Annotated in this window: 16 protein-coding genes and 2 tRNA genes; 8 read left to right on the top strand and 10 right to left on the bottom strand. The window is 70.7% G+C overall.

What is annotated here, in order from left to right:
- Window positions 1-100: 100 nt before the first annotated feature.
- Entirely contained in the window at window positions 101-1672 is a 1572-nt protein-coding gene (locus tag MUN76_RS01260) for a hypothetical protein (RefSeq protein ID WP_244686439.1), read from the bottom strand.
- Complete coding sequence (locus tag MUN76_RS01255) at window positions 1642-2709, bottom strand: ABC transporter ATP-binding protein (RefSeq protein ID WP_346730402.1); 1068 nt, start codon at window positions 2707-2709, stop codon at window positions 1642-1644. The genes MUN76_RS01260 and MUN76_RS01255 overlap by 31 nt, the downstream gene beginning before the upstream one ends.
- A 74-nt stretch (window positions 2710-2783) precedes the next feature.
- Here MUN76_RS01255 and MUN76_RS01250 point away from each other — a divergent pair, with 74 nt between their 5' ends.
- Complete coding sequence (locus tag MUN76_RS01250) at window positions 2784-3572, top strand: ABC transporter permease (RefSeq protein WP_244686437.1); 789 nt, start codon at window positions 2784-2786, stop codon at window positions 3570-3572.
- Window positions 3573-3624: 52 nt separating this feature from the next.
- Window positions 3625-4350: an ABC transporter ATP-binding protein gene (locus tag MUN76_RS01245; protein WP_244688601.1), complete on the top strand. Its 726-nt coding sequence runs from the start codon at window positions 3625-3627 to the stop codon at window positions 4348-4350.
- A gap of 4 nt (window positions 4351-4354) precedes the next feature.
- Here MUN76_RS01245 and MUN76_RS01240 read toward each other — a convergent pair whose 3' ends face one another.
- Window positions 4355-5599, bottom strand: coding sequence for a CDP-glycerol glycerophosphotransferase family protein (locus MUN76_RS01240; protein WP_244686435.1), 1245 nt, complete (start codon window positions 5597-5599; stop codon window positions 4355-4357).
- A gap of 345 nt (window positions 5600-5944) precedes the next feature.
- Between MUN76_RS01240 and MUN76_RS01235 the strand changes: the two genes are divergently transcribed.
- Window positions 5945-6985, top strand: coding sequence for a glycosyltransferase family 2 protein (locus MUN76_RS01235; RefSeq protein ID WP_244686433.1), 1041 nt, complete (start codon window positions 5945-5947; stop codon window positions 6983-6985).
- A gap of 24 nt (window positions 6986-7009) precedes the next feature.
- On the opposite strand, the gene MUN76_RS01230 is transcribed toward MUN76_RS01235, so the two are convergent.
- From MUN76_RS01230 to MUN76_RS01210, 3 genes are all read right to left on the bottom strand, one after another.
- A complete protein-coding gene (locus tag MUN76_RS01230; RefSeq protein ID WP_244686431.1) occupies window positions 7010-9382 on the bottom strand; it encodes a CDP-glycerol glycerophosphotransferase family protein in 2373 nt (790 codons plus the stop codon).
- Between the two features lie 91 nt (window positions 9383-9473).
- Entirely contained in the window at window positions 9474-11078 is a 1605-nt protein-coding gene (locus MUN76_RS15475) for a S1C family serine protease (RefSeq protein ID WP_256451797.1), read from the bottom strand.
- Between the two features lie 108 nt (window positions 11079-11186).
- On the bottom strand, window positions 11187-13640 hold the full coding sequence (locus MUN76_RS01210) for a hypothetical protein (protein WP_244686430.1): 2454 nt from the start codon (window positions 13638-13640) through the stop codon (window positions 11187-11189).
- A gap of 206 nt (window positions 13641-13846) precedes the next feature.
- Between MUN76_RS01210 and MUN76_RS01205 the strand changes: the two genes are divergently transcribed.
- Both MUN76_RS01205 and MUN76_RS01200 read left to right on the top strand, forming a co-directional pair.
- A tRNA-Met gene (locus MUN76_RS01205) sits at window positions 13847-13920 on the top strand.
- Window positions 13921-14131: 211 nt separating this feature from the next.
- Window positions 14132-14205, top strand: a tRNA-Met gene (locus tag MUN76_RS01200).
- 92 nt (window positions 14206-14297) lie between these two features.
- Here the strand turns inward: MUN76_RS01200 and MUN76_RS01195 are convergent.
- Together MUN76_RS01195 and MUN76_RS01190 are read right to left on the bottom strand one after the other, a co-directional pair.
- Window positions 14298-17366 (bottom strand): UPF0182 family membrane protein, encoded by a 3069-nt coding sequence (locus MUN76_RS01195; RefSeq protein WP_244686428.1) that lies wholly within the window; start codon window positions 17364-17366, stop codon window positions 14298-14300.
- A gap of 97 nt (window positions 17367-17463) precedes the next feature.
- Window positions 17464-18558, bottom strand: coding sequence for a YlbL family protein (locus MUN76_RS01190; protein WP_244686426.1), 1095 nt, complete (start codon window positions 18556-18558; stop codon window positions 17464-17466).
- Window positions 18559-18701: 143 nt separating this feature from the next.
- On the opposite strand from MUN76_RS01190, the gene MUN76_RS01185 reads away from it, so the two are divergent.
- Window positions 18702-20135: a zinc-dependent metalloprotease gene (locus tag MUN76_RS01185; RefSeq protein WP_244686424.1), complete on the top strand. Its 1434-nt coding sequence runs from the start codon at window positions 18702-18704 to the stop codon at window positions 20133-20135.
- Window positions 20136-20256: 121 nt separating this feature from the next.
- Window positions 20257-21129, top strand: a complete 873-nt coding sequence (locus tag MUN76_RS01180; RefSeq protein WP_244686422.1) for a hypothetical protein — start codon at window positions 20257-20259, stop codon at window positions 21127-21129.
- On the opposite strand, the gene MUN76_RS01175 is transcribed toward MUN76_RS01180, so the two are convergent.
- Window positions 21101-22840, bottom strand: coding sequence for an ATP-dependent helicase (locus MUN76_RS01175; RefSeq protein ID WP_429952974.1), 1740 nt, complete (start codon window positions 22838-22840; stop codon window positions 21101-21103). The two genes, MUN76_RS01180 and MUN76_RS01175, sit on opposite strands and share 29 nt — an antisense overlap.
- On the bottom strand, window positions 22824-23756 hold the full coding sequence (gene nudC / locus MUN76_RS01170) for an NAD(+) diphosphatase (protein WP_244686418.1): 933 nt from the start codon (window positions 23754-23756) through the stop codon (window positions 22824-22826). Before nudC ends, MUN76_RS01175 begins: the two co-directional genes overlap by 17 nt.
- A 144-nt stretch (window positions 23757-23900) precedes the next feature.
- Between nudC and MUN76_RS01165 the strand changes: the two genes are divergently transcribed.
- Entirely contained in the window at window positions 23901-25193 is a 1293-nt protein-coding gene (locus MUN76_RS01165) for a phosphotransferase (protein WP_244686416.1), read from the top strand.
- The last annotated feature ends 51 nt before the right edge of the window (window positions 25194-25244 follow it).

The raw sequence follows: 25244 nt of genomic DNA, 5'->3' as shown, positions 1-25244 counted from the left end.
TTCGGCGAGAACAGCGGCGTTCGGCGCGAACAGCGGCGTTCGGCGCGAACAGCGGCGTTCGAGGCGAGGGTCGTCGAGCGCCCCGCAAGGAATCGATCCCCTAGTCGAAGACCTGCGTGACCCCGATGAGCTCCGGTCCGCTGCGGTCGAAGATCCGGCCGCCGATCAGGATCCCGAGGCCGAGAATGAGCAGCCCGTACCCGATGCCGAAGAGCAGCGCCCAGATGTTCTCGACGAACTCGATGTCGACGATCGCGGTCACGGCGAACCAGACGGCGGGCGCGGCGAACACCAGGGTGAGCAGCATGGACAGCGTCTGCGCGAGCCCGGATCCCGAGCCCGTCCACTGCGGCTGCACGAACGGGCTGTCCCCCGGACGGGTCGCGGGGTACGGCATCATCACCGAGAACACACTCGAGATGCCGCACGCCACGAGCAGCACCGCGATGTTCATCCCGACGATCGCGGGGAGCACCCGCCAGTCGCCGAGCACCGTCACGGTGATGCTCGAACCGATGAGGGCGAGCGGGATCCCGATCATGAGCACCGGTGCGAGTCGACCCGCACGATCCGCGCGCCCCTTCGTGCCGCTCGCGACGTGCTCCCAGATGGCGGTGGAGTCCATCGCGACGTCGTTGTGCTGCGACCACCCGAGGAGGAGCAGGATGACCGGCAGCGGCACGAGGGCCAGGGCCGAGAGATCCGCCCCCGCGATCCAGAAGGCGACGAGCATGATGATCGGCGCGATCGGGATCGCGAAGAGTGCGACGCGGTAGCGCGGATCCCGCGCCCAGTACGTGAGCTGACGAGCCGCGATCACCTGCGACGGTCGGGAGGAGAACCGCTCGAACCAGCCGAGGCCGTTACGCGCGATCCCGCGCTGAATGGGGCGATCGATGCGCTGGTTCGACACCCACGCGATCGGGATCCAGATCGCGATCAGGAAGAGCACGGCGCCACCCAGGATCGCGAGCCCCGGGAGGACCGCGTCAAGGTCGCCACCCGCCGCCGCTGCGAGCGCCGCGAACGGTGCACCGAACGGCGTGAGGGCGAGCACACCGGAGGCGTCCGCCATCGCGGACCCGCCGTCAGCCCCGAACGCGGTGGCCCCGGCGAAGACCGCGACCGGGAGGAACGCCACGACGAGGAGCAGCCCCACGGTGCGCAGGGCACCGGCGTAGAAGGGGCCGACCAGGAGCTTCGACAGCCCCGACATGACCCGCGTGCTCGCGAGTGCGAAGAGCGCGGTGAGCCCCAGGATCACGGGGGCCACCCAACTGGGTTCCCCCCACTCGGGGCGGAAGACCGACAGCGAGACCAGCCAGATCACGAGCAGGAAGAACGGCCAGGTGATGATCGAGGTCACGAGCAGCGCGAAGCCGATCGCACCGGGGCCCGCGGGGAACGACGCGAACTGCTTCGGTTCGAGGTTGCGACGGTTCTCGAAGAACGGCACGAGGAACACCGCGAGAAGGACCGCGGAACCGACGAGGGTGTCGATGACCGCGCGCTCGGCGGGATCGTCCGTGACGAGCGTGGGCGCCAGCGCGAGGCCGACCGCACCCGCAGCGAGGAGCAGGAACCAGACCGTCGTGCCGAGGCCCCTCCCGAACGATCCGCGGAATGCGCTGCCCAGCAGGGCTAGGCGGAGTCGGAAGAGCCGTGCAACCACTCGAGTCCCTTCCTCGTATCGTTCGTCCCGGTGAGGGCGACGAAGCGCTCCTCGAGGCTGACCCCGTCGCGCACGGCGTCGACGGTGCCCTGCGCGATCACACTGCCGTCGACGATGATCGTGACGTGGTCGCAGACGCGCTGGATGAGGTCGAGACTGTGGCTCGACATCACGACGCTGCCGCCGCCGCCGACGTACTTTTCGAGGATCTCGGTGACGTTCGACGCCGACACGGGATCGATCGCCTCGAACGGCTCATCGAGCACGAGCACCTCGGGGGCGTGGATCATGGAGCAGGCGAGCGCGATCTTCTTCTGCATGCCGGCGGAGTAGTCGGAGACGAGGCGACCGAGGGCGGATTCGAGCCCGAAGGCCTCGGCGAGCTCCGCGGAGCGCTGCGCCAGCACCGACTCCTGCACGCCGTGCAGCACGCCCGAGTAGTACAGGAGCTGCGCACCGGTGAGGCGGTCGAAGAGCCGCAGGCGGTCGGGCAGCGTGCCGATCAGCCGCTTCGCGGCGGGTCCGTCGGTCCACACGTCCACGCCGCTCACGGTCACGCGACCGGAGGTCGGCCGGAGCAGCCCGGTGATCATGGAGAGGGTCGTCGTCTTCCCCGCGCCGTTCGGCCCCACCACTCCCGTGAAGGATCCGGCGTGCACGTCCATCGAGACCTCGTTCGCCGCGACGAGGGATCCGTACGTCTTCGTCAGCATTTCGGTGCGCAAGACGACCGGATTCTGCTCGGCGAGACGGCCGCGCTCACGCGCTCGGACCACCGAGGGGACCGGAACCTGAATGCGGCCTGTGCGTGGACTGCGCGTTTCGGTCGATCCGGCGTCCGGTGCAGCGGCGTCCGGGGCGTCCTGCGGCGGAGCGGTCTCGGCCGGTGCGTCATCCGCGGCGGAGGTCCGGCTCGGGCGCACCCGCGGTGCGGTGGTTGGGTTCGCCCCGGTCACCGCCTCCATGACCGGTTCGTTCGACGTGGAGCCCACGAGCGAGTCGGGAGCGGGCACGGTTGACGAGGTTTCGGGCGGCACGCGTCTAATTTATCAAATCCTCAGCGTCTCGGTGTGTGCACACCCCGGACCGCGGAAACCGGCAGAATAGCTGTGTGACTTCCTCCTCCGAGCAACGGCCGCTGCGCGCCAGTTCGTGGTCCTCGCTCTGGCTGCTGACCCGGCGGGACCTGAAGGTCCGATACTCGACCTCGCTCCTCGGATACCTGTGGTCGATCCTCGATCCCCTGCTCATGAGCCTGATCTACTGGTTCATCTTCACCCAGGTCTTCTCCCGCTCCGTCGGCGAGGAGCCCTACATCGTCTTCCTACTCACCGCACTGCTGCCGTGGGTCTGGGTCAACGGCGCGGTGTCGGACTCGACCAAGGCGTTCCTCCGCGACGTGCGCCTCGTGCGCTCCGTCGCGCTCCCCCGGTGGATCTGGGTGGGCCGCATCATCTGCTCGAAGGGCATCGAGTTCGTGCTGAGCTTGCCGGTGCTCATCGTCTTCGCGCTCATCTCGGGGGCGACGGTCGGCTGGGAGCTCGTGTTCTTTCCGGTGGCCGTGATCCTGCTCGCCGTCCTGACGCTCGGGATCGGGCTCATCGTCGCACCGCTCGTCGTGTTCTTCCGCGACCTGGAGCGGGCGACGAAGCTGATCCTGCGTGTGCTCTTCTACGCCTCGCCGATCATCTACGGTGCCGCCGACCTGCCCGCCTTCGCGCAGCCGCTCGCGTGGCTGAACCCGTTGTCGGGCATCTTCGCGCTCTTCCGCGCCGGGTTCTTCCCCGACCAGCTGGACTGGCCGCTCGTCGCCGTCTCCGCGGCCGAATCACTCATGTTTCTCGCCTTGGGCGTGTGGGTCTTCCGCCGCTCCATCGGCAGTGTGCTGAAGGAGCTCTGACGTGACCGAACCCTCTCCCGGGCCCGCCCCGGCTACGCCGCCCACCGCGCCGATCATCACGGCCTCTGACCTCGGCGTGCGCTTCCGCCGCAACCGCGGATCCCGCCGCAGTTTCAAGGACCTCTTCGCACGTGGCGTCCGTCGCGCCCGCCCGGGCGACTTCTGGGCCCTGCGCAACATCTCCTTCACGGTGCAGCCCGGCGAGGCGATCGGCGTGGTCGGCCGCAACGGCCAGGGCAAGTCGACGCTCCTGAAGCTCGTCGCCGGGGTGCTCTTCCCCGACGAGGGCCGGGTGCAAGTGCACGGCGGGGTCGCACCGCTCATCGAGATCACCGGCGGCTTCGTCGGCGATCTCACCGTGCGCGACAACGTGCAGCTCACGGCCGGACTGCACGGGCTCGGCAAACGCGAGATCGCCGCGCGCTTCGACTCGATCATCGAGTTCGCGGGTGCCGGTGACGTGATCGACACCCCGTTCAAACACCTGTCGAGCGGGATGAAGGTGCGGGTCGCCTTCGCCGTCATCTCGCAGTTGGACGAGCCCGTGCTGCTCGTCGACGAGGTGCTCGCCGTCGGCGACAAGGCGTTCCGCGCGAAGTGCTACCAGCGCATCGAGGAGCTGCTCGCCGAGGGCAAGACGCTCTTCCTCGTCTCGCACAACGAGCGGGACCTCCGGCGCTTCTGCACGCGGGGCCTATACCTGAACAAGGGCGCGCTCGTGCTCGACGGCCCCATCGACGACGTGCTCGCGCAGTACGCCGAGGACCACCCCGTCTGACGCGTCAGGCCCGGGCGTCGGCGCTCGGCCGCTCGGAGCGCTGCGCCTCGGCGCGGGCGATGAGCGTCTCGATGGCCTCGTGGAAGCGCCGGGTCGGCGCACCGGGCGTCGTGTCGCCGAAGTAGTGCTGCGACCAGCTGCCGAGGCGCTCCCGCGCGGCATCGTCCGCGATCACCCGCTCGACCTGACCCACGATGCCGGGGGTGTCGACGGCCTCCAGCCACTCGCACACGCTGAGGTAGCCGCCCTCGTCGACCGACGCCTCGGGAGCGACCGGCTTCGTGACCATGAGCGGCTTGCCCGTGGCGAGCCGGTCGTAGACCATGGCGGAGATGTCGCAGATCGCGACGTCGGGGAGACTCAGCTGCCAGCCGAGGGTCGGCGCGGTGTCGTAGACGTGATGCGCCTCGGGATCCTGCTGGTTCGCCTCCGCGATCATCGCGATGATGCGCTGGTTCGCCTCGCCGAAGGCCGGATCGACGACGCCGCTGCGCGGGTGGGGCCGGTAGACGACGCGGTGGGTGCCGGTCGCGAGCAGCTCGCGCACGAGCGTCTCCCCGTGCGTGGCGACGGATCCGTAGCACGCGGCCGGGCGGTCGCCCTCCCACGTCGGGGCGTAGAACACGACGGTCCGGTCGTCGGGGGTGAACGGCGGCGCACCGCTCAGGTGATCCGTCTGCGGGCGCCCGATCGCGATGGTCGACCGGTCCACGTCGTAGTCCCACAGCGCCTGCGACAACCGCGCCCGGGCGGCGTCGCCCGCGACAAGCGCGACGTCGTAGCACTTGTGCTGGTTGCTCGTCATGTACATCTTGTCGCTCTCGCCGTGATTGACGAAGACGTGCCAGCAGTCGCCGTAGCGCATCATCTGGAAGTTACGGGTGTTCTGGTTCACGTACAGGATCACGTCGAGGCGCTGCTCCTCGATCACCTGCTCGAGGTCTGTGACCTTTGGGACGAACGCGATGTCGAGGCCGCTTTCGTCCACGAGCTGACGCGCGCCCGAGGCGTTGCGCGCGAGCACGAGCACGGGCCAGCGCTGCGACAGCTCCTGCAGCGGGGCGTACCACTGCCGCATCTGGTAGATGTTGACGTCGCTGTCCGCGAAGTAGACGCCGACGCGGTAGTGCTGCGCGGGCAACGGCCCCCGCTCCGCGAGCAGGGTGCGGAGCTCAAAGAATGCGCGGCGTCCTTTCAGGACCCGCTTGACGAGCCGTACCGCTCGTTTGCCGTCTTTCGCCAATTGCATCCCGCAAGGATAACGCGCCACGCTGACGGAACCGTGCACCGGGGCGGGTGTGGGGCGGTGAGGTGCGGGGCGGGGCGATGGGGGGGCGGAGCGGGGCGGGCGCGGGGGTGGGGCGGGGGCGGGGTTGCGCGGTCGCCGCGGGTGGTGCAGTGCCGGTCGGGTAGCGCCGGTCCCCCTGCAGAGATCTGCGTTCCGGCTGACGGGATCACCGAAACCCCTCAGCCGGAACGCAGATCTCTGCGGGAGTGCCGGCGCGCGAGCACGGCGCCGCTCCCTGGCAACGGGCAGGTTGCGCCGGGGCAGACACGGGGACACCACGCAGACGCCCTGTGGGAGGATGCTGATGTGATCCTGACGCCCCTCCCCGAGCTCCCCGCCGTCAGCTACGTCATGCCCGTGCTCAACGAGGAGGGGTTTCTCGAGGCGGCGGTGCGCACGATCCTCGCCCAGGATTATCCGGGCGAGAAGGAGATCGTGCTCGCGCTCGGGCCCTCCCGCGACCGCAGCGACGAGATCGCCGGGGCTCTCGCCGCCGAGGATCCGCGGGTGCGACTGGTCGAGAACCCTCAGCGCGACATCCCGGCGGGCCTGAACGCGGCCATCGCGGCGAGCCGGCACCCCGTGGTGATCCGGGTCGACGCTCACTCCGAACTCACACCCGACTACACCCGCCGCGGCATCGAGGCGCTCCGCCGGGAGTCGGCCGCGAACGTCGGCGGGATCATGCGTGCCGCGGGCTCGACGCCCGTGCAGCGCGCCATCGCACGGTGCTACAACAGCCCGTTCGGCCTCGGCGGCGGCGCCTACCACGGCGACGGCGAGCCGGGCCCCGCGGAGTCCGCGTACCTCGGGATCTTCCGGCGCGAGGCGCTCGACGCGGTCGGCGGCTACGACCCGGCGATCCTGCGCGGCGAGGACTGGGAGCTCAACCTGCGCATCCGACGCGCGGGCGGTCGGATCTGGTTCGAACCGCGGCTGCAGGTCACGTACCACCCGCGAGCGAGCCTCGGCGACCTCGCGAAGCAGTTCTTCGCCACCGGCACCTGGCGCGCCGTGCTCGTGCGGAAGTACGGCGGTGCCAATCCGATCCGCTTCTTCGCCCCGGGGGCGCTCGTCGTGGCACTCGCGGTCAGCCTCGTTGCCCTCGCGCTGCTGGTCACCGGGGTCCTCCCCTGGGCCTCGGGCTGGCCGGTGCTGCTCGCCCCGCTGGCCGCGTATCTCCTCGCCATCGCCGTCGCGACCCTGCGGATCCCCGAGCAGCGCGGGATCCGGGATCGACTCCTCACCGCCGTGACGCTCGTCACCATGCACGTGTGCTGGGGCAGCGGGTTCCTGCGCGGCATCACCCTCGGCGGCGGCCGGGTCGTCGACCGCTCCCGGATGTAGACGGGCCGCCTCTGCCCTGCGCCGTCAGGCCCCGGACGGCAGGGCGGCGCGGTCGACCAGCGCGTCGACGACCCGCTCCGCGGCGTGTCCGTCGTCGTGCGGGGCGAACCGCGCGCGCCAGGCCTCGGCCGCGCCGGCCGAGTCGACGACCCACGTCGCGCGAGACCCCTCGGCGCGGAGTTCCCGGGCGTGAGCCACGACCGCCGCCCGCTCGGCCAGCAGGGGCCCCGGGGCCTCGCGCTCGAAGTCGAAGGTGAAGCCGCGCTCGCGATCCCGGTACGCGGCGAGATCGGGGACGAAGAACACCAGAGGCACCCGCGCCACCGCGGCGTCGAACATGATCGACGAGTAGTCGGTGACGAGCAGGTCGGCGGCGAGGATCGCGTCGTTGACGTCCGGGTGCTGCGAGGCGTCGATGACGCGGCCGCCGTACCGGCCGAACGCGTGCGTGCGAGTGTGTCCGCGTGCGACGACCACCCAGTCATCGCCGAGCTCCTCGGCGAGTCGCCGCACGTCGAGGTCGTCGACGAGCGTGACGCCACCGTCGCGCCAGGTCGGGGCGTAGACGAGCACCGAGACCTCGGGTGGCACGCCGAGCGCCGCACGCGCCCGGAGCACCTCGATGGGGTTGCGCTCCGTGCCGATCATCGCGCGCGCGAGCCGGTCGTCGCGGGGATACCCGGTCTCGAGGATCTCGCCCGGGAAGGCGTAGCTCTCACGGAACACCGCGGTGGAGTGCGGGTTCTGCGAGAGCATCAGGCTCCACCGCCGGCTCTCTCGCCGGATCGCGAGCCGGGTGCGCAGCCCGACGTTCGGCCGGCCGAGGGCGAGGTGCTTGAGCATCGTGCCGTGCCACGTCTGCAGCACCGTCTGGCCCCGCCGGCGCCGGAACCCGCCGCGCAGCCAATCGTTCACGACCAGCAGCGGGGCGACCCTCCGCACCGCCGCCCACTCACGGCCGCCCACGAGCACCGGTACGGCACCGTCGGGTACCGCCTGGCGCTCATCGATGACACTCCAGTAGCGGGTGATCTCGGGTGCGCGACGCGCGATCTCGCGATCGAGCGCGAGCGGATTGCACGTGATCTGGCGTCCGTAGAAGCTCTCGAAGAAGACCGCGTTGGGGGCGACGAGTTCGTGATCCGGCAACCGCAGGCGACGCACCTCAGCGAGCACCCGAGCCGCCGCGCCTCCCTCGGGATAGCGGTGGAATCGTGCGGCCAGTGCGCGCGTCTCCGCCTCGGCTGCGCGCCGGTCGACGGTTCCGGGGCGCAGCGCCCGCATGCGCTCGGCCACCGATTGCCAGTCGCGCTCGATCCGCCCGCCGGTCGTGACCGCGAGGGGCTCGTACAGCCCGCGCGTCTGCTCGTAGTGCTCGAGATCGGGTGCGAACCAGACGATGGGGCGGCCCGTGAGGGCGAAGTCGACCGCGATCGAGGAGTAGTCGGTGATCGCGGTATCGAAGGCGCCCAGCAGCGGGGTGATGTCACGCACCAGATCCGCGCCGAGCGCGTGCACCCTCGCACTCGAGAGGAGAGCGTCGTAGGCCCCTCGGCCGAGCGGGTGGGAGCGGATGACCAGGTGCGCGTCCAGGTCGTCCAGCACCGCGTGGATGCGCGCGGCGTCCTCCCCCGAGGTGGTCGCCGGGTCGGGTTCCCCGTCGCGCCAAGTGGGTGCGTAGAGCAGGATCTCCGCGCGTTCCGAGATCGCGGCGCCCGCGTCTCCGAGGAGTGCGCGGAGCCGGTCGCGGGATGGGCTGTCGACTCCGCCACGCGCGAGCTCGACGGCCAGTGCGTCGTCGCGCGGATCCCCGAGGACCTGGACGCGACCGGGATCGACGCGGAAGGCCGACCGCAACCGCTCGGCGGCGAGCGGCGAGCCCGCGACGTAGAGGTCGACCTGACGCGTGCCCACGACGACCATGCGGCGCAGCAGCGAGCGAACGATGGCGGGTCCGCGCACCGAGGTCGTGACCGGCGAATCGAGGTGCAACCGCTTGAGCGGCGCGCCGTGCCAGAGCTGCAGGACCCACCCCCCCATGACCCCGAAGCGGTTCGCGTCGCCGAGCCCGTGGGTCACAACGATGCACCCCGCGCGCAGCGTGGCCCAATAGCCGGCCCGACTCTGACGCAGGACCGGCTCGAAGCCTTCCGCGCGGGCGCGCTCGGACTCGGCCTCATCGGCGACGAGCCAGGTGATCCTCGCCTCCGGCTCGTCCCGGCGCAACTGGCGGGCCACGGCGAGCGCGCCCTCTCCGACTCCGCTGCCGCTGCCGAACACCCACCGCCCCGGCACTCGCGGCACGAACCAGGCGACGACGACGGAAAGCACGTATTTCGGGAGCGCGAGCAGCTTGGCGAGGTTGCCGCGCTCGAAGCTGAATCCACCAGTCTTCATTGTCTCAACTGTAGGCCATGGGTCGGACAACAGGATGGGCGGGACTCCCGAGGAGCCCCGCCCATCCTGCGCCGCTAGCGACTCTCGACCGCTACCACTCCAGCTTGCCGAGCGTGGCCTCGGTCTGACCGACCTTGCCGCCGCGCGAGTAGTCGATCGTGACCGTGCTGCCGCCCTCGTGCATGCGGATGAGCGCCGACACCGACGTTCCATCGACGGCGGGCGTGCCATCGACCCCGGTGATCACGTCTCCGGACCGCAGCCCGGCTTCCTCCGCCGCGCCGCCCGGCGTGACCTCGACGATCAGGCCGCCGGCGACGTTCCGATCGTCGTCGGTATCCTGGCTGGAATCCACGACCGAGGCACCGAGGAGGCCGTGCGACGGCTGCTCCCCCGCAATCAGCGCGTCGGCGACGCGCTGGGCGAGGTTCGACGGGATCGCGAACCCGAGTCCCACGCTGCCCGCCGTCTCCCCCGTGGTCGAGGTCGACGCGATGGCGACGTTGATCCCGATGAGCGCGCCATTGGCGTCGAGCAGGGCACCGCCTGAGTTGCCCGGGTTGATCGACGCGTCCGTCTGGATGACCGGAAGGGTGACAGTACCCGACGCGGCCTGCTGCTGCGCACCCTGGCCGCCGTCATCGGGCGTGCCGAACCGGAAGTCCCAGGGCAGCGTGCCCTGGCCGCCGTCGTCGGGCTGCGGCTCTTCTTCCCCCTCGGCGGACGGATCCTGCGGGATCAGCGGGCTGCCGACCGAGATCCCCCGGCTCATCGCACTGATGACACCGCTCGTGACCGTGTTGGCGAGGTTCAGCGGGGCGCCGATCGCGACCGTCACGTCGCCGACGTTCAGGGCGGACGAATCTGCGATCGTGATGGCCGGCAGAGAGTCGGCCTCGACCTTGACGACCGCGAGATCTGCGTAGGGATCGACCCCGACGAGCTCGCCGTCGAGGATGCGGCCGTCGCTCAGCTTCACGCGGATCGCGGCATCGGATCCCGCGGCGCCGTCGAGCGTGACGACGTGCGCGTTGGTGATGATGTACCCGTCCTCGCGGTAGATCACCCCGGAGCCCGATCCGCTCGCGCTCCCACCGGAGACCTCGAGGGTCACCACGCTCGGGGTTGCGACCGCGGCGACACCGGAAATCGTCGTCGCGCTATCGGGGTTGTTCAGCGTCAGCGTGCCCCCACCCTCTGCGACCACGGGCGCCTGGGTGTTGGACGAGACGACCGCCGCGACGCCGCCGCCGACGATGCCACCGAGCAGGGCGCCGATCGCAAGCCCGGCGAGGAGCGCCCCCGTGCGATTCTTCGGCTGCGCGGAGTGCGTCTGCGGCTCCGCTTCCGCCGCGGGCGCTGAGAACGCGGATGTGTCGTTCGGCGGCGGGTACCCTGCGCCCCCCGGAACCTGGTGGGCCGCGTAGGCGGGGGCCGGAGCGTGGCCGTAGACCGGAGCGGTGTGAGGGGCCTGCACCATCGGGGCGCCCGGCGCCTGGGGCAGCGCGTCGTGCAGGGGAACCGTCGGCTGGGACTGCGTGAACTGCGCAGTCGGCTCCGTGCCGGTCCGTTCCGGGCCAGCCGGCGGGTGAGTATTCGACGCCGGAGCGTTCGGCGACGACGCGTCCGGCGTCGCAGCGTTCGGCGTCGAGCCCTGCGGCGAGCCGGTCGAGTCGTGGTCGGGGGTGGTGGTCATGGGGACTCCCTTCGTATGCCCCTAGCTTGGCCCGCGAATCTATGAATAGCATTTGCGAGGCCTGCATAAGCTCTGCGGGATCCACCAGCACCCCCACCATCCCACTCCTCACGCCGATCGTCGAGGTCGGACGGCCCTGCTCGCCAGCGCGACCAAGCCCGCCCCCGAGAGCAGCAGCGCCGCGCTGCCGGCAAGCGCACCCCAGGTCGCCCCACCCGTGCTCGCGAGCTCGGACTCGGCGCGCCGCACCTCCGTCGTCTCCTGCGCTGCTCCGCAGACGCCGCGGTGAAGCTCGACGCTCGATCGGTCTCGGGGATCCTCGACCGCAAGATCCTCCACCCAGCGCACCGTGCCCGCACTCCGCGGCACGACGTCGGGCGAGCGCACCTCGCCCGGGCCCTCGATCCGAACCCGTGCGGTACGCGCCACAGGTTGCGCGAGGCACTTCTCGCGCGCATCGAGATGCGCGAGCTCGGTCGCCGTCCAGCGCTCCGGCACGCCGCTGCGGCTGAGCACCGGGCGCCAGTGCGCGTCCATCTTCACCGCTCCGACCTCGGGTTGCAGGTACACGGTGAATCCGAGGCTCGACTGCTGAGGCACTCGACCTCGGACGGACGCCACATCGTGGATCGTCTGGCCGACCAAGCCCGAACGCTGCGCGACCGTCATCACCCGGGGCAGCACGATCCGCGCGGACTCCTCGGGGACGCCCCAGTCGTCGCATCCCTCGACGACGAGCTCGCGGACCGACTCCGTCTGGTCCTCCGCGAGCACGCAGACCTGCACGGTCACCCCACCGTTTCGCCGCAGCGGCACGTCCACGGGAACCGTGATCGGCGCGTCCGCGGAGCTCACCGTGACCCGCTCCGTCGCGCGAACCGTCGCTCCGTCGGGCGCCCGGGGCGCACGGACCGGAACGCCGTCGACCTCGGTGACGGTCGCCCGGAAGGTGACCGGCGCCGGCTCGCCATCCGCGCGGAGCCAGCCGCCCGGCCCGGGATCCACCGTGATCACGTCCTCCGTGGCTTCGCCGGGAGGCAGCTCGGTCTCTCGGAGCGCCGTGGTGATCGTGAACTCCATCGGACGAAGGTGCGTCTCCTCCGCCAGCCCGAAGCCGTCCTGGAAACGGTACGCACCGGCGACGTGCCACGCCTCCGGAGTCCCGGTCTGGATCACGTCGGGCTGATCCTCTCCGTCGACCTCCCACACCCAGGTGTAGAACCCGGCGGCCCGAGCCTCGGGGACGTCGAGGGGCACGTCGTAGGTCCCAGCGCCCTGCTCTGCCTCGACGACCGCCGTGCCGACGATCGGGGGCGCGGGATCGTCGGGGACCTGCGCCGCGGGCTCGGGACGCTCGGCGAGCGGGCCGTAGAGGGTTCCGGTCGCCCGCACGGCCCGGGGATGCCAGGCCCCGTCGGCCCAATAGCTCGGCCACGCCGCGGACCCCGGGGCGATCCCGAAAGTCACGCGATCGAGATACGCATCGCCCGGGCTCAAGCGCGCCTGCGCGACCTGCGTGGTGACGATCGGCTCGAACGCCCGGGGCTCCGACGGTGCGACGGTCTTCGTCCACACGCCCGCGTCCGACTGCACCTCACCCCCACCACCGACCACGAGCAGTTGATCCGACGCGTCCGCCCCGGGCTGGAAGCCCCAGAGTTCAGCGGGCCAGCGCGTGAGCTGCTGCGACCACTCGGCTCGCAGCTCGAGCGGCAGGATCCGCGGGGACGACAGTGTCGGCAGGGACTCGATCGACAGAGTGTGCGCGCGTGCGGGGTCGAGGGTGGCAGTCGTGCCATCGTTCGCGAAGGCGACGCCGGCAGGAGCGTTCCCGACGAGCCGGCCGCCGGATGCCGCGTGGAAGCGCTCGTAGCCGACCGGGACCGTCACGACCGCCTCGCGCTCACTGCTCCACGTGACCGACGGTTCGGCCGGTGGGACGATCCGGGCGGTCACCGCACCCGCCGCCTCACTGACAAATCGATCGGCCAGCGACCGGACGGCCACCGGCGCGAGGCCGCGAATCGTCTCAACCCACCCGGCGACGACCCCGTCCTCCCACCCGCGAATGGTCCAGATCGATAACGCGACGGCCGCCGCCTGGCTGTTCTGCCAGTCGTCGCCGGCGCCGAGGGTGCCGTAGGTCGCCGTCACGTAGTTCATCATGCGCAGCCCCTGCTCGTTCGCGTACGGTGCCACCCAGTGCCCGGTCGACTGCATCAGGTACCCCCGCAGACTGGTCATCCGTGTCGCCGGAACCTCCGCGGTCGGGTTGTCGCCGTCGGGCTCCGCGCAGAAGGCGTTCGACCCGTTCGTGGAGGTCACGTACGCGCCGACGAACACACCTCCGAGACGCACCCCCGGACCCTCGGCCGCCGCGTACGCGGTACTCGCCCCCGTGATCCCGGTCGCCACCGCGATCACCGCCGCCAGCGGCGCCGCGATGCGGAGCACCAGCCGGCGCCAGTGCCCTCTCGAGGGCTTCCCTTCCGCGGCTGCGTCAGCCCCATCCGGTCGCCACAAGTCCTCCGCGATTCTCCGTGCCTGTTCCTGCTCGTGCATGCCTGCTCCTTCGGTGGTCCGGCGGGGCGTGGCACCGAGGTACCCGCAGAGCCCGCCGCGGAGGTCCGCCCTGCCGCGCCTCCATGGTGGATCCGACCGGCGACTGCCCGGATCGTCTGTCCACAGGCTCCGGAGGGCACGACGCCGCGCCCGAACAGGCTCGATTCGCGTGACGTCGAGGGGCGTGCTAGAGTCATATCTTGTGCCGCGGGGTGGAGCAGTTCGGTAGCTCGCCGGGCTCATAACCCGGAGGTCGTAGGTTCAAATCCTGCCCCCGCAACGGAACGTCGCACAGCGGCATGAAAATCCCGGTCTCAGTGAGACCGGGATTTTCGCGTTTCACGGGTCCGCAGCCGGCCCGCGGCCGAGGGGTCGAGCGCGGTCGATTGTGAGCGACGAACACGGCGCTCGGCCACCCGCACCGCCCACGCCCGGGTGCACCGCTCGGTTCGCGTCGAGCTCAGAGAGACTGCTAGGCTCCTATCTTGTGCCGCGGGGTGGAGCAGTTCGGTAGCTCGCCGGGCTCATAACCCGGAGGTCGTAGGTTCAAATCCTGCCCCCGCAACGGAAACAGCGAAGGCCCGGTCTCAGTGAGACCGGGCCTTCGTGCTGCGCACCGCCTCCGGGCCCGGTGTCCCGGGCCCGGAGGCGGATCCGCTACTGCGCCTCGAGCGCGGCCTCCACAGCGGCCTTCAGCCGCTCGTCGGCCACACCGTACGCGGCCCAGTCGCCGTCCTTCATCGCCTGCTCACGATCGGTGATGGCGCTCTGCATCTCGCGCAGCGCCGCTTCCAGCGTCGCGCTCGTGCCCGTGCCCCCACCGGTGGCCCCGGTGTCCCCACCGGTCGCCGTGTCCCCCGTGTCGGGGGCCGCGGGCTCCTCGCCGTCCACCGCGTCGCCGTCACCGGCGCTCGCTCCCGAGTTTCCGCCGAAGAGCACGTCGAGCGCCTCGTCCAGCGTGTCCTCGAACGCGATCTGGTCGCCGAACGACACGAGCACCTTCTGGAGCAGCGGGAACCGTGTGCCCGATGATGCCTCGATGTAGACCGGCTGCACGTAGAGCAGCCCGCCGCCGACCGGGAGGGTCAGCAGGTTACCGCTGCGCACCGTGGTCTCGCCCTGACGGAGCAGGTTGAGCTCGGTCGACACCTTCGGGTCGGTATTGAAGCTGTTCTGCACCTGGCCGGGGCCGGGGATCGTATTGCCCTTCGGCAGCGTCAGCAGTTTCAGCGACCCGTAGCCGTCCGATACCGTGCCCGCCTCCGCGCCGGCGTTCGAGTCGGCCGCGAGATACCCGGTCAGGATGTCTCGGGCTCCCTCGCCCCGGGCGTCCGGGATGTAGGTGGAGTAGATCGAGTAGTTCGGCTCCGCTCCGGCACCCGCCGAGAGCGTCAGGTAGTACGGCGGCTGCGCCGGCGCGGTCGTGCCGTCCCCGGTCGCGGCGACCGGATCGTTGGGCGTACGCCACGCGTCCTCTTCGGAGTAGAAGGCACCGGCGTCGGTCACGTGGTACTTGCTCAGGACCTCGCGCTGCATCTTGAAGAGATCGGTCGGGTACCGGACGTGGCTGAGCAGGTCGCCGCTCATCTCCGAGACGCTCTGCAGCGTGCCGGGGAACACCTTGCTCCACGCCTTCAGCACCGGATCCTCGGTGTCCCACGCGTACAGCGTCACGCTGCCGTCGTACGCATCGACCGTGGCCTTCACCGAGTTGCGGATGTAGTTGACCGGCTTCGTCATGAGACTCACCCGCTCGTTGTCCGCGTCCACGGTCACCTCGTTGAGGTCCTTCTGCTCCGAGTACGGGTACTCGGAGGACGTGGTGTAGCCGTCGACGATCCAGACGACCTTGCCGTCGACGACCGATGCGTAGGGCGCTGCGTCGAGGGTCAGGTAGGGCGCGACCTTCTGCACGCGCTCGATCGGGTTGCGATCGTAGAGGATCTGCGACCCGTCGACCACGGCGCCGGACAGCAGCACCTCCATGTCCTGGAACTTGAGCGCGTAGATCAGCTTCGTGAAGATGTTGCTGAGCTCCGGCCCACCGTCGCCGGCGAACGTGGTGAGGTTCTGACGGCTGCCGTCGACCTCCTCGACCGCCTGCTCCTCCTCGGCAGCGGCGTCCGCCTCGGCGACGTCGGCCTCGACCTGCGCCGCATCCGCGTTCTCCGGCTCGGCCGGAGTCGCCTCCTCCGCCGGGGTCGCGTCGTCGGCGTCCTCGGCGGCCGCCTCGGCGGTGCTCTCGGCGTCCGCGGGGAAGTCGAGCTCGATCGGCTTGTCCCGCTCGCCTCCGACGATGGAGTACTCGGGCGAGTTCATGCCGAAGTACACGCGGGGCTCGAATTCACCGAGCTTGCCGCTCGTCGGGATCCCGCTCTCGAGGAACACGGGCTCACCGCCCGGGGAGCGCTGGTTGCCGTACGCCGCGACGAGACCGTACCCGTGCGTGTACACGAGGGTCCGGTTGTACCAGCCCTCCTGATCCGTGATGTCGATGTCGCGCACCGCCGAGACCGTGTCCTCGACCTCTCCGTCGATCACGTAGCGATCGACGTTCAGCGAGTTGGGGAACGTGTAGTACTGCTTGCTCTGCTCGAGCTGCGCGAAGGTCCGGGAAATGATCTCGGGGTCCATGATGCGGATGTTCGCGGTGGCGACGGCGTCGTTGCGCAGCGCGCCCGGCTCGGCGTCGGTCACCGCGTCGTAGCGCTCGACCTCGACCTCGTCGACGCCGAAGGCCTCGCGGGTCGCGGCGATGTTGCGCTCGATGTACTCGGACTCGAGGCTCTTCTCGTCGGGGCGCACCTGGAACTGCTGCACAGCCCAGGGGTAGCCCATGCCGAGCACGATGCTGGAGACCAGGAAGAGCGCGGTGCCGATGACCGGGAGACGCCACTTGCCGGTGAACGCCGTGATCAGGAAGAGCACTGCAACGATGAGCGCGATCCCCGCAAGGATCTGCTTGCCCGGGATCACCGCGTGCACGTCCTGGAACATCGCACCGGTGAGCAGCCCGTTCGGATCGTTCACGGAGCGGTACTGGTCGAGCCACAGGCTCGCGGCCTGCAGTAGGAGGTAGATCGTGGCGAGGATCGCGGCCTGGATGCGCGTGGCCTTGGAGACGCGCACATCACGGCCCGAGAAGGAGATGCCGCCGTAGAGGTAGCTGGTGGCGACGCCGGCGATGAGCGCGACCAGCGCGACGGCCGAGGCGAAGCCGACGATGCCCTGCAGCACCGGAAGGTCGAAGAGGTAGAAGGAGACGTCGATCCCGAACTGCGCGTCCGTGGTGCCGGTCGGCTCACTGTTCATCCAGAGCAGCACGCGCTGCCACTGCGTCGCCGTGCTGAAACCGCCGAACAGGCCGATCACTGCGGGCAGGCCCCACTTGACGAGGCGCCGGAGCGGTTCGAACAGCTCCTGGTACCGGTCGAGCTGCGCGGTCAGCCGCGCGTAGACGGGCCGCTTGCGGTACGCCAGGTCGATGGCGAAGAACACCGGCACGGCCATGCCGAAGAAGCCGATGAGGAACATGACCCCGGCTGCGATCCACTGCGTGGTCAATACCGGGAGGAACCCGACTTGGCGATACCAGAACACCTCCGCCAGCACGGCGGCGACCGCGAGGAAGCCGAGGATCAGAAGCACGACAATCACGATGGTGATGGCGAGCGGGGAGAGTCTGCGCTGACGAGTAGCCGGCGCACCTACGTTTTGGTCGGTCACGTCGTTTTACTTTCCTGTCCAAAGTGCACACGGGTGTGCCGGGCGGGTTCCCGACCACTGTATCGGGCGCCGCTGACAAAGGCCCCGGTGGCCTGGGCTACGGGGCGTCGCAGCGTTCGATGCCGGCCGGGGTCTCCCCCGCCGTCGCGCCTTCGATGGCGTCGATGGCCTCGGCGAGCGTTTCGACCGGGGCGACCGTGAGCCCGGAGGGGATCCGCGATGGCAGATCCGCGCAATTCGCAACCGGCATCAGGAACAGATCGCTGTCCGCGCGCGACGCGGCCCACATCTTCTGCGCGAGCCCGCCGATCGGCCCGACGACGCCCTCGTCCGAGATCGTGCCGGTGCCGCTCACGGTCAGCCCGTCGAGGAGACCCCCGGGGGTCAGCTGGTCGTAGATCCCGAGCGCGAAGATCATGCCCGCGCTGGGCCCGCCGATCTGGGACAGGCTGATGTCGACCTCGGCCGGCAGGTCGTAGCTCGACGAGATCACTGCGCCGAGCATGGGCTCCGTGCCGCCCTCGGGCAGCCGCGGGGTCACCGATACCTCGGTCGACTCGCCGTCGCGACGCACCTGGATCGTGAGCGCCGCGTCGACGCCCGAGTCGACGATCGCGGACCGCAGCGCCGCGAAGTCAGCGACCGGCGACCCGTTGATGCCCTCGATGACGTCGTCGACCCGCAGGATCCCCTCGGCCGGTCCGTCCTCGGAGACACCGGCAACCCGCAACTCGACGGCGACGGGTTCTCCGAGCTCGCGGAAGGCGGCAGCCGCGGACTGCATCTGCGAGGTGTCCATCATGACGGTGTTCGCCGCCTCTCGATCCTGCTCGCTCACCCCCTCCGGGAAGAACTCGTTGCGCGGAGCAATACGCTGCGAGGGGTCGAGCAGCGCCGGCACGAGCGACAGCCAGCTCACGGGGTGCTCGGGGCCGCCCGCAATCGACACGGTGAGCAGATTGAGTTCGCCCGTGGTCGGATAGGTCTCGGCGTCGAGGATCGCGATGACGGGCATGGTCTCGTCCTCGATCGCCACCTCGCCCAGCGTGTTCACGACGGGACCGGGTCGCTCGATGGCGAACGGCGACGGGATGACGGCGGCCAGCAGGGTCAGGCAGGCGAGAATCGCGATCCCGAGCAGGATCCGGACCCGGCGCCGCTCGCGCTCCTCGTCGATCATGTCGTGCCGCACCCGTCTCCCCGTGACCGCCCCGCCCGCTCGGGCCGCGCGCTGTTCGCAGTCGGCGCAATGGAATCGCCGCCGACCGGGTCAATCTAGCAGGCGTATCCAGGTGGTGTGCCGTAGCGTTGACAGGGACGACTGAGGAGAGCGGTATGAGCGCGAACGATCACGACGACTCCGGCAACCAGGGCGGAAACCCCGACTTCGACGAGCTGCAGCGGATCCTGCGCGACATGCTCTCCGGGAACGGCGCCCCCGAGGGCGGTTTCGACCCCGAGCAACTGGCGAAGGCCGCCGGGATCCCCGGCGATCCGGCCGCGATGCAGGGACTCTTCAACACCCTGCGGGGCGCGATGCAGCAGCCCACCGACGGCATCGATTGGTCGGCGACCCGTCGCACCGCGATTGAGGTCGCCAGTGACGGCGGTGCCGCGCACGATCCCGCGTCCGTGCTCCGCGCCTTCCCGGTCGCGACGCTCTGGCTCGACGAGGTCACCGAGATCGGACCGACCTCCGACGCGCCGCGCGCGCTGAGCCGCATCGAGTGGGTGCAGCAGTCGGTCGATACCTGGATCAGCATGGCCGAGCCGGTCGCCGAGTCGGTGACGCAGGCGCTCATGGGCGCCCTCCAGTCGCAGATGCCCGAGGAGCTCGGGGACGCACTGCAGGGTGCGGCGCCGATGCTGCGCAGTGTGGGCGGGGCCCTCTTCGCGGTCCAGCTCGGCACGATCATCGGCAAGCTCTCGGGTGAGGTCGTGTCGGCGGGTGAGATCGGGATCCCGCTCCTCACCGGTCCCGGACGCGAGGGGGGCGCCCTGCTCCCCGGGGGTGTCGCGTCCTTCGCCGAGGGACTCGACCAGGACGTCGAGGCCGTCACCCTGTACCTCGCCGTGCGCGAGCTCGCCCACGCGCGGCTCTTCCGGCACTCGAAGTGGCTCCGGCTGCACCTGCTCTCCGCGATCACGGACTACGCGCGCGGGATCCGGATCGACACCGATCGGATCGAGGAGGTGGCACGCGACATCGATCCGGCCCACCCCGAGCAGCTCCAGGAGCTCCTCTCGAACGGCGCGTTGATTCCGCCGAAGACCGAGGCCCAGGAGGCGGCGCACGCGCGGCTCGAGACCATGCTGGCGCTCGTCGAGGGATGGGTCGACGTGGTGACGGCGGACGCTGCGAAACGCCTCCCGGGAGCCGACGCCATCGCCGAGATGGTCCGCCGTCGACGCGCGACCGGGGGCCCTGCGGAGCACGCGTTCAGCGCGCTCGTCGGGCTCGAACTGCGGCCCCGCCGCCTACGCGACGCTGCAGCCCTGTGGCGTCTGGTCGGCGAACGCGGCGATGCGCAGGTGCGCGACGGGCTCTGGGCCCACCCCGACCTGCTGCCGACGGCCGAGGAGCTGGATCACCCGGCCCGCCTGCTCGAACGACTCGGGTTGGCCGGAGCCACGTCGGAGTCGAAGACCGACGCGGACGACTTCGATGCCGCCCTCGCGCAGCTGCTCGACGGCGAGCTCCCCCCGCACGATGGCGATCGTCCGCCGCACGACGACCGGGCCGACGACGGCCCGGCACCCGCGCCGTAGCACCGGGGTGTCGGGACCATTCGCCCCGCACACCCAGTGACCCCAGACGTTCCACGTCCAGAACACGGGTCCGGGTGTGGACAGCGCAACCGGGTGATCCAACCCGGGGCACAATCGGGGCATGCCGCTCCATCTCACCCGCATCGACCCCACGCTCCCGCTGTGCTGGGAGGACGCCGACACCCTCCGCGTCGGCTTCGAGTATGCCGACGCTCGGATCCGGGCGCCGTCGGCGGGCGTCCAGCGACTGGTCGGTGCCCTCCGCACCGGGGTCCTGGACGGCGAGCTGCGCCGAGCAGCGCGCCGACTCGGGGCCACCCCGCAGGAGGCGCGGGAGCTCCTCACGACGCTTGCCCCCGTACTGCGGCGGGAGATCGAGCACGGCGCCGACGCCGGTCCGCCCGCGGATCGGGATTCCGAGGGCGAGCCCAATGAGCCGCGAGTCCGCGTCGGGCTGAGTGACGACGGCCGGCCGGCCGCAGGATTCGATGCGGCGCTCCGAGCCGCGGGCGTGTGCGACGTCGTCGAGGGGTCGACGGCCGACTCCCTCGATCTCGTGGTGCTCCTGGAGCGCTATCTCGAACCGCTGGAGCGCGCGCAGCGGTGGCTCTCCGTCGATCAACCGCACCTGATCGTCGCGTTCACGGATCGGGCGATCCGCGTCGGTCCGCTCGTATCGGGAGCGGGCGCACCGTGTCACACCTGCACGAGCCTCGCCGCACTCGATCGCGACCCGGCGCTCGCCATCCTCGCGGCGCAGCTCGCGGGATCGCGCCCGTCCACCGAGACTGCCGCGGGGGTGCACGCGGCGGCGGCGTGGGCGGCGGTGTTCATCCGCAACTGGGCGGCGGGCGATTCGGGGGTCCGCACCTCCCGCGCCACGATTCCGTGCATCCGCGGTCGGCCCGTCGGCACGATCTCGATGGAATCGGTCGCCGCCCACCCGGAGTGTGCGTGCTCGGCGGCTACGCCGCGATCCCGGCCTCTCCGATGAACCTGGACGGCGATCGTCGGGATCGCGCCCCACCCGCGACGCCCGACAGGCGCAGGGTGTCGCGCGCGCGGGTGAAGGCGACGTAGCAGAGCCGCCGCTCCTCGGAGATGCTGTCCTCGTCGACCGCGTGGGCGATCGGCAGGAGCCCCTCGCTCATACCCGCGACGTGCACGAGCGACCACTCGAGGCCTTTCGCCGCGTGGATCGCGCTCAAGGTCACGGCCTCGAGGGTGGGTTCGTGCTGCGCACGCTGCCGCGCGAGGAGCTCCTCACTGAACTCCTGGATCCCCGTGCCGGGTGGCATCTCGTCGACCAGCGAGAGCAGCGCGCTGAGCGCTTCCCAGCGTTCGCGCTGCGTTGCGCCCTCCGGCGGCCGGGAGCTCCACCCGCCGGAGCGCAGCACATCGCTCACGATCTGGAACAGCGGACGTCCGTCGGCGACCTTCGCCTCTCCGCGGATCATCATCACCGCCTGACGCACGTCCGCGCGCTCGAAGAACCGCTGCGCGCCGTGCACACGGACGCCGATCTCGCGCTGGCGCAGAGCCTCCTCGAAGCGCGCCGATTGCGCGTTCGTGCGGTAGAGAATCGCGATCTCGGACGCGGGGGTGCCCTGGGAGATCGCCTCGGCGATGGACGCCGCGACCGCGGTCGCCTCGTCGAGCTCGGTCGCGAACCACTCGAAGGTGGGCGCCGCGACCGCAGGAGCCGCCGGCTTCACGGGGCTCCCATCCGCGTCCATACGTCGTGCCGGGACCTGGATCGTGTCGCGCGACGCACGCAGCGTCAGCGCACCGGGGCGATCCCGCATGAGCCGATTCGCGAGCCGGACGATCGGCTCGGCCGAGCGGTAGTTGCGCTCCAATCGGATCTCCCGCGCGTGCGGATACTCGATCCCGAACCGCAACAGATAGGAACTCGACGCCCCGGCGAACGAGTAGATGGTCTGGCTCGCATCGCCCACGACGCAGACGTCGTCGCGATTGCCGAGCCACACGCGGAGCAGGGCGTGCTGCAGCGGCGACACGTCCTGGTACTCGTCGACGGTGAAGAAGCGGTAGCGCTCTCGGACCTGCACGGCGGCGAGCGGTTCCGTCTCGAGCATGCCCGCGAGCAGCACGAGCACATCCTCGAAATCGATCTGCCGGCGCTCCTCGAGGAGGGACGCGTACCCCTGGTGCACGTCGACGACCTGCTCCGGCGTGAATCCCTGCGGCACGGGGCGATCCGCGATCCGGCGCCCGTACTCCTCGATCCCGAGCATCGAGGTCTTGCGCCACTCGATCTCGGACGCGAGATCCCGCAGCGCCTCGCTGTTCGGGTGCAGTCCGAGCGACTCGACGACCTGGGACACCACCGCCACCTTGCCGGGCAGCATCGTGGGGGCCGCGCCGCCCACGAGCTGCGGCCAGAAGTGGTTCAGCTGCCCGAGCGCCGCACCGTGAAAGGTCTGCGCGCGCACCCCGTCGGCACCGAGTCCGCGCAGGCGACCCTGCAGCTCCCCCGCCGCTTTCCGGGTGAAGGTCACGGCCAGCACACGCTCCGGGGCGTACACCCCGGTCCGCACGCCGTGGGCGATCCGGTGCGTGATGGCGCGGGTCTTGCCGGTGCCCGCACCCGCGAGCACCGAGACCGGGCCGCGCAGCGCCTCCGCGATCTCGCGCTGCTCGGGATCGAGCGCGTCGAGAATGTCGTCAGTGCCGTCGGCCACGGTCATCCCCCTCGTTCACCCACGTGTCGATCATCCAGCGCGCGATGGACATCGGCATGGGCAGCCGGAGGTCGGGAGCGGGGTTCCGGATCTCGTCCCGGGTGAACCAGCGCAGTTCCGAGATCTCCTCGATATCGGGCGACAGATCGTCGGGGTCCGCGCCATCCGCGAGGCGGGCGCGGAAGCCCACCATGAGCGAGCGCGGGAACGGCCAGGGCTGCGAGGCCACGTAGCCGATCTCACCCAGGTGCACCCCCGCCTCCTCGAAGATCTCGCGGCGCACCGTCTGCTCGAGCGATTCGCCCGCCTCGACGAACCCCGCGAGCAGGGAGAATCGGCCGGTCTCCCAGAGGGCGTTGGATCCGAGCAGCACCCGGTCATCGTGCTCGATCAGCACGATGACCGCCGGATCCGTGCGCGGGAAGAGCTCGCCGCCGCGCGCCTCCCGGCGCCCCCACCCGCCGAGCTCCGGCGCGGTCGGCTCGCCGTCGCGCGGCGAGTACTCGGCGGCCTCGTGCCAGCGCAGCAGGGCGGATGCCACGGCGACGATCTCGCACTCGAGGTCCGTCAAACCGCTCCCCACCTCGAAGGGGTGACGCCAGGTCACGGTATCGTCGTGCGCGGCGGACTCCTCCTCCACGAGCATCGCGAACACCGGCGCCCCCGACATGCGACCGACGTACACGTGGCCGACCGCGGCACCCTCTCCCTGGAGCGCCAGAGCGCCGTCAGTGGGCAAGAGCGCCAGCCGGGTCGTGCCCGCGTCGTCCGTGGTGACCGGGATCTCGACGCCGCGCAGCCGGAAGAGCCGGGCGCCCGGCTCCGCCCAGGCGGACTCGAGCAGTTCTGGATCCTGACGGGTCGTCGCGTCGCGGTCGAGGATCCCCGCGGCGAACGGCGGGTGTGGCTGGCTCATGGGTGGTCCCTTCGATGACGGTGCGGCCTCGCCGCGGCACCGCGCTCCGAGGGTCCTCTCTGTCGGCTCCTCGGGCGCTCCGGTGTGCGGCGCATTGCGCGTGGCGTGACTGCCGTTTCGGCGGGGGTGCCTACGCTGATGTACATGGCCAGCATTCCATTTACTCTAGCCGCGCTCGCCACCTCCGCGGTGCCGGGTCTGGTGGTGCTCGGCGCCCGGGGCCACGAGGAGGACGAGTCGTTCGCCTCCGCGATCGTGACCGACGGCACGGACGAGCTGCTCGTGCGGGTGCCGCGCTCGCAGGCCGCCGAGGTGCAGCAGTCCGCGGAGCTCCTCGGACTCGCGGCCCTGACCGAGGGATCCCGCGCGGCGTTGCCGTTCGCGATCCCGGAGTCGCTCGGCATGACCCGCGCGGGAGACAGCCGCGCGGTGGTCACGACCTACGTCGATGGCGGTCGGTTCGACGCCGAGGATCTCCAAGCCGACTCGCTCCTCATCCAGCCGATCGCGCAGGCCATCGCGGCCATCCACGGCCTGCCCCAGTCCGTCGCGCACCAGGGCGGGCTGCCGATCCGGTCTGCGCAGGATCTGCGCTTGCAGGCGACCCGGCTCATCGATCGTGCCGAGTCCACGCGCCTCGTGCCCCAGACGATCCTGTCGCGCTGGACCCGGGTGCTCGAAGCGGGCGACCTCTGGGACTTCGAACCCACGATGATCCACGGCTCGCTCGAGGCGGAGCACTTCCGGGTGACCGACGATGAGGTCACCGGGATCGTGGGATGGTCCGAGTGCTCCGTGGGCGATCCGGCGAGTGATCTCGCGTGGCTCCTGGGCGCCGGCCCCGACGTGCTGAACGGCGTGCTCGCCCGGTACGCCACGCTGCGAGATCGCAGTTCCCTGGCGGCGGTGCGCACCCGCACCGCGCTTTACCACGAACTCGAGATCGCCCGCTGGCTGCTCCACGGCGTCGAGTCCCACGACGACGAGATCACGGACGATGCCGTGCGGATGCTCGACCGCCTGGTCGATCGGGTCGGGTCCGTCGGCACGGGTCTGTCGGCGGGCCTCGGCGCGGCGACGCCCGCACCGCTCAGTGAGACTGAGGTCGAGTCGCTGCTGGCGGAGACGCCGGAGGTGCACGATCTCCTCTCCGACACCGCCGCCTTCGAGGCGCTGGACGAGGACCGCATGTTCGGCGTCGATACGGACTTCATCGAGCCGTTGCGGGACGGGACCGGCGAGGAGTCCGCTGCGGAATTGGCTGCGGATCCCGACGACACGGCGGGGCACGCGTCCGGGGACTCGGCTGGCCACGCGTCTGATGACCGTGTGGATGAGCGGTCCGAGGCGCGGGACGGCGAGCGCGGACCTCACGACCACGATGATCAGCTCACCGAGCCGATCTCGGACGACGAACTCCCCGAGCGCGACCGCTGACCGCAGGGCAACGGCTCTCCACGACCGGCCGACGCGCCGCACCGCGCTGCA

This window comes from Leucobacter rhizosphaerae (assembly GCF_022919175.1).
GTDB lineage: Bacteria > Actinomycetota > Actinomycetes > Actinomycetales > Microbacteriaceae > Leucobacter > Leucobacter rhizosphaerae.
This window is presented reverse-complemented; position numbering and strand designations above follow the sequence as displayed.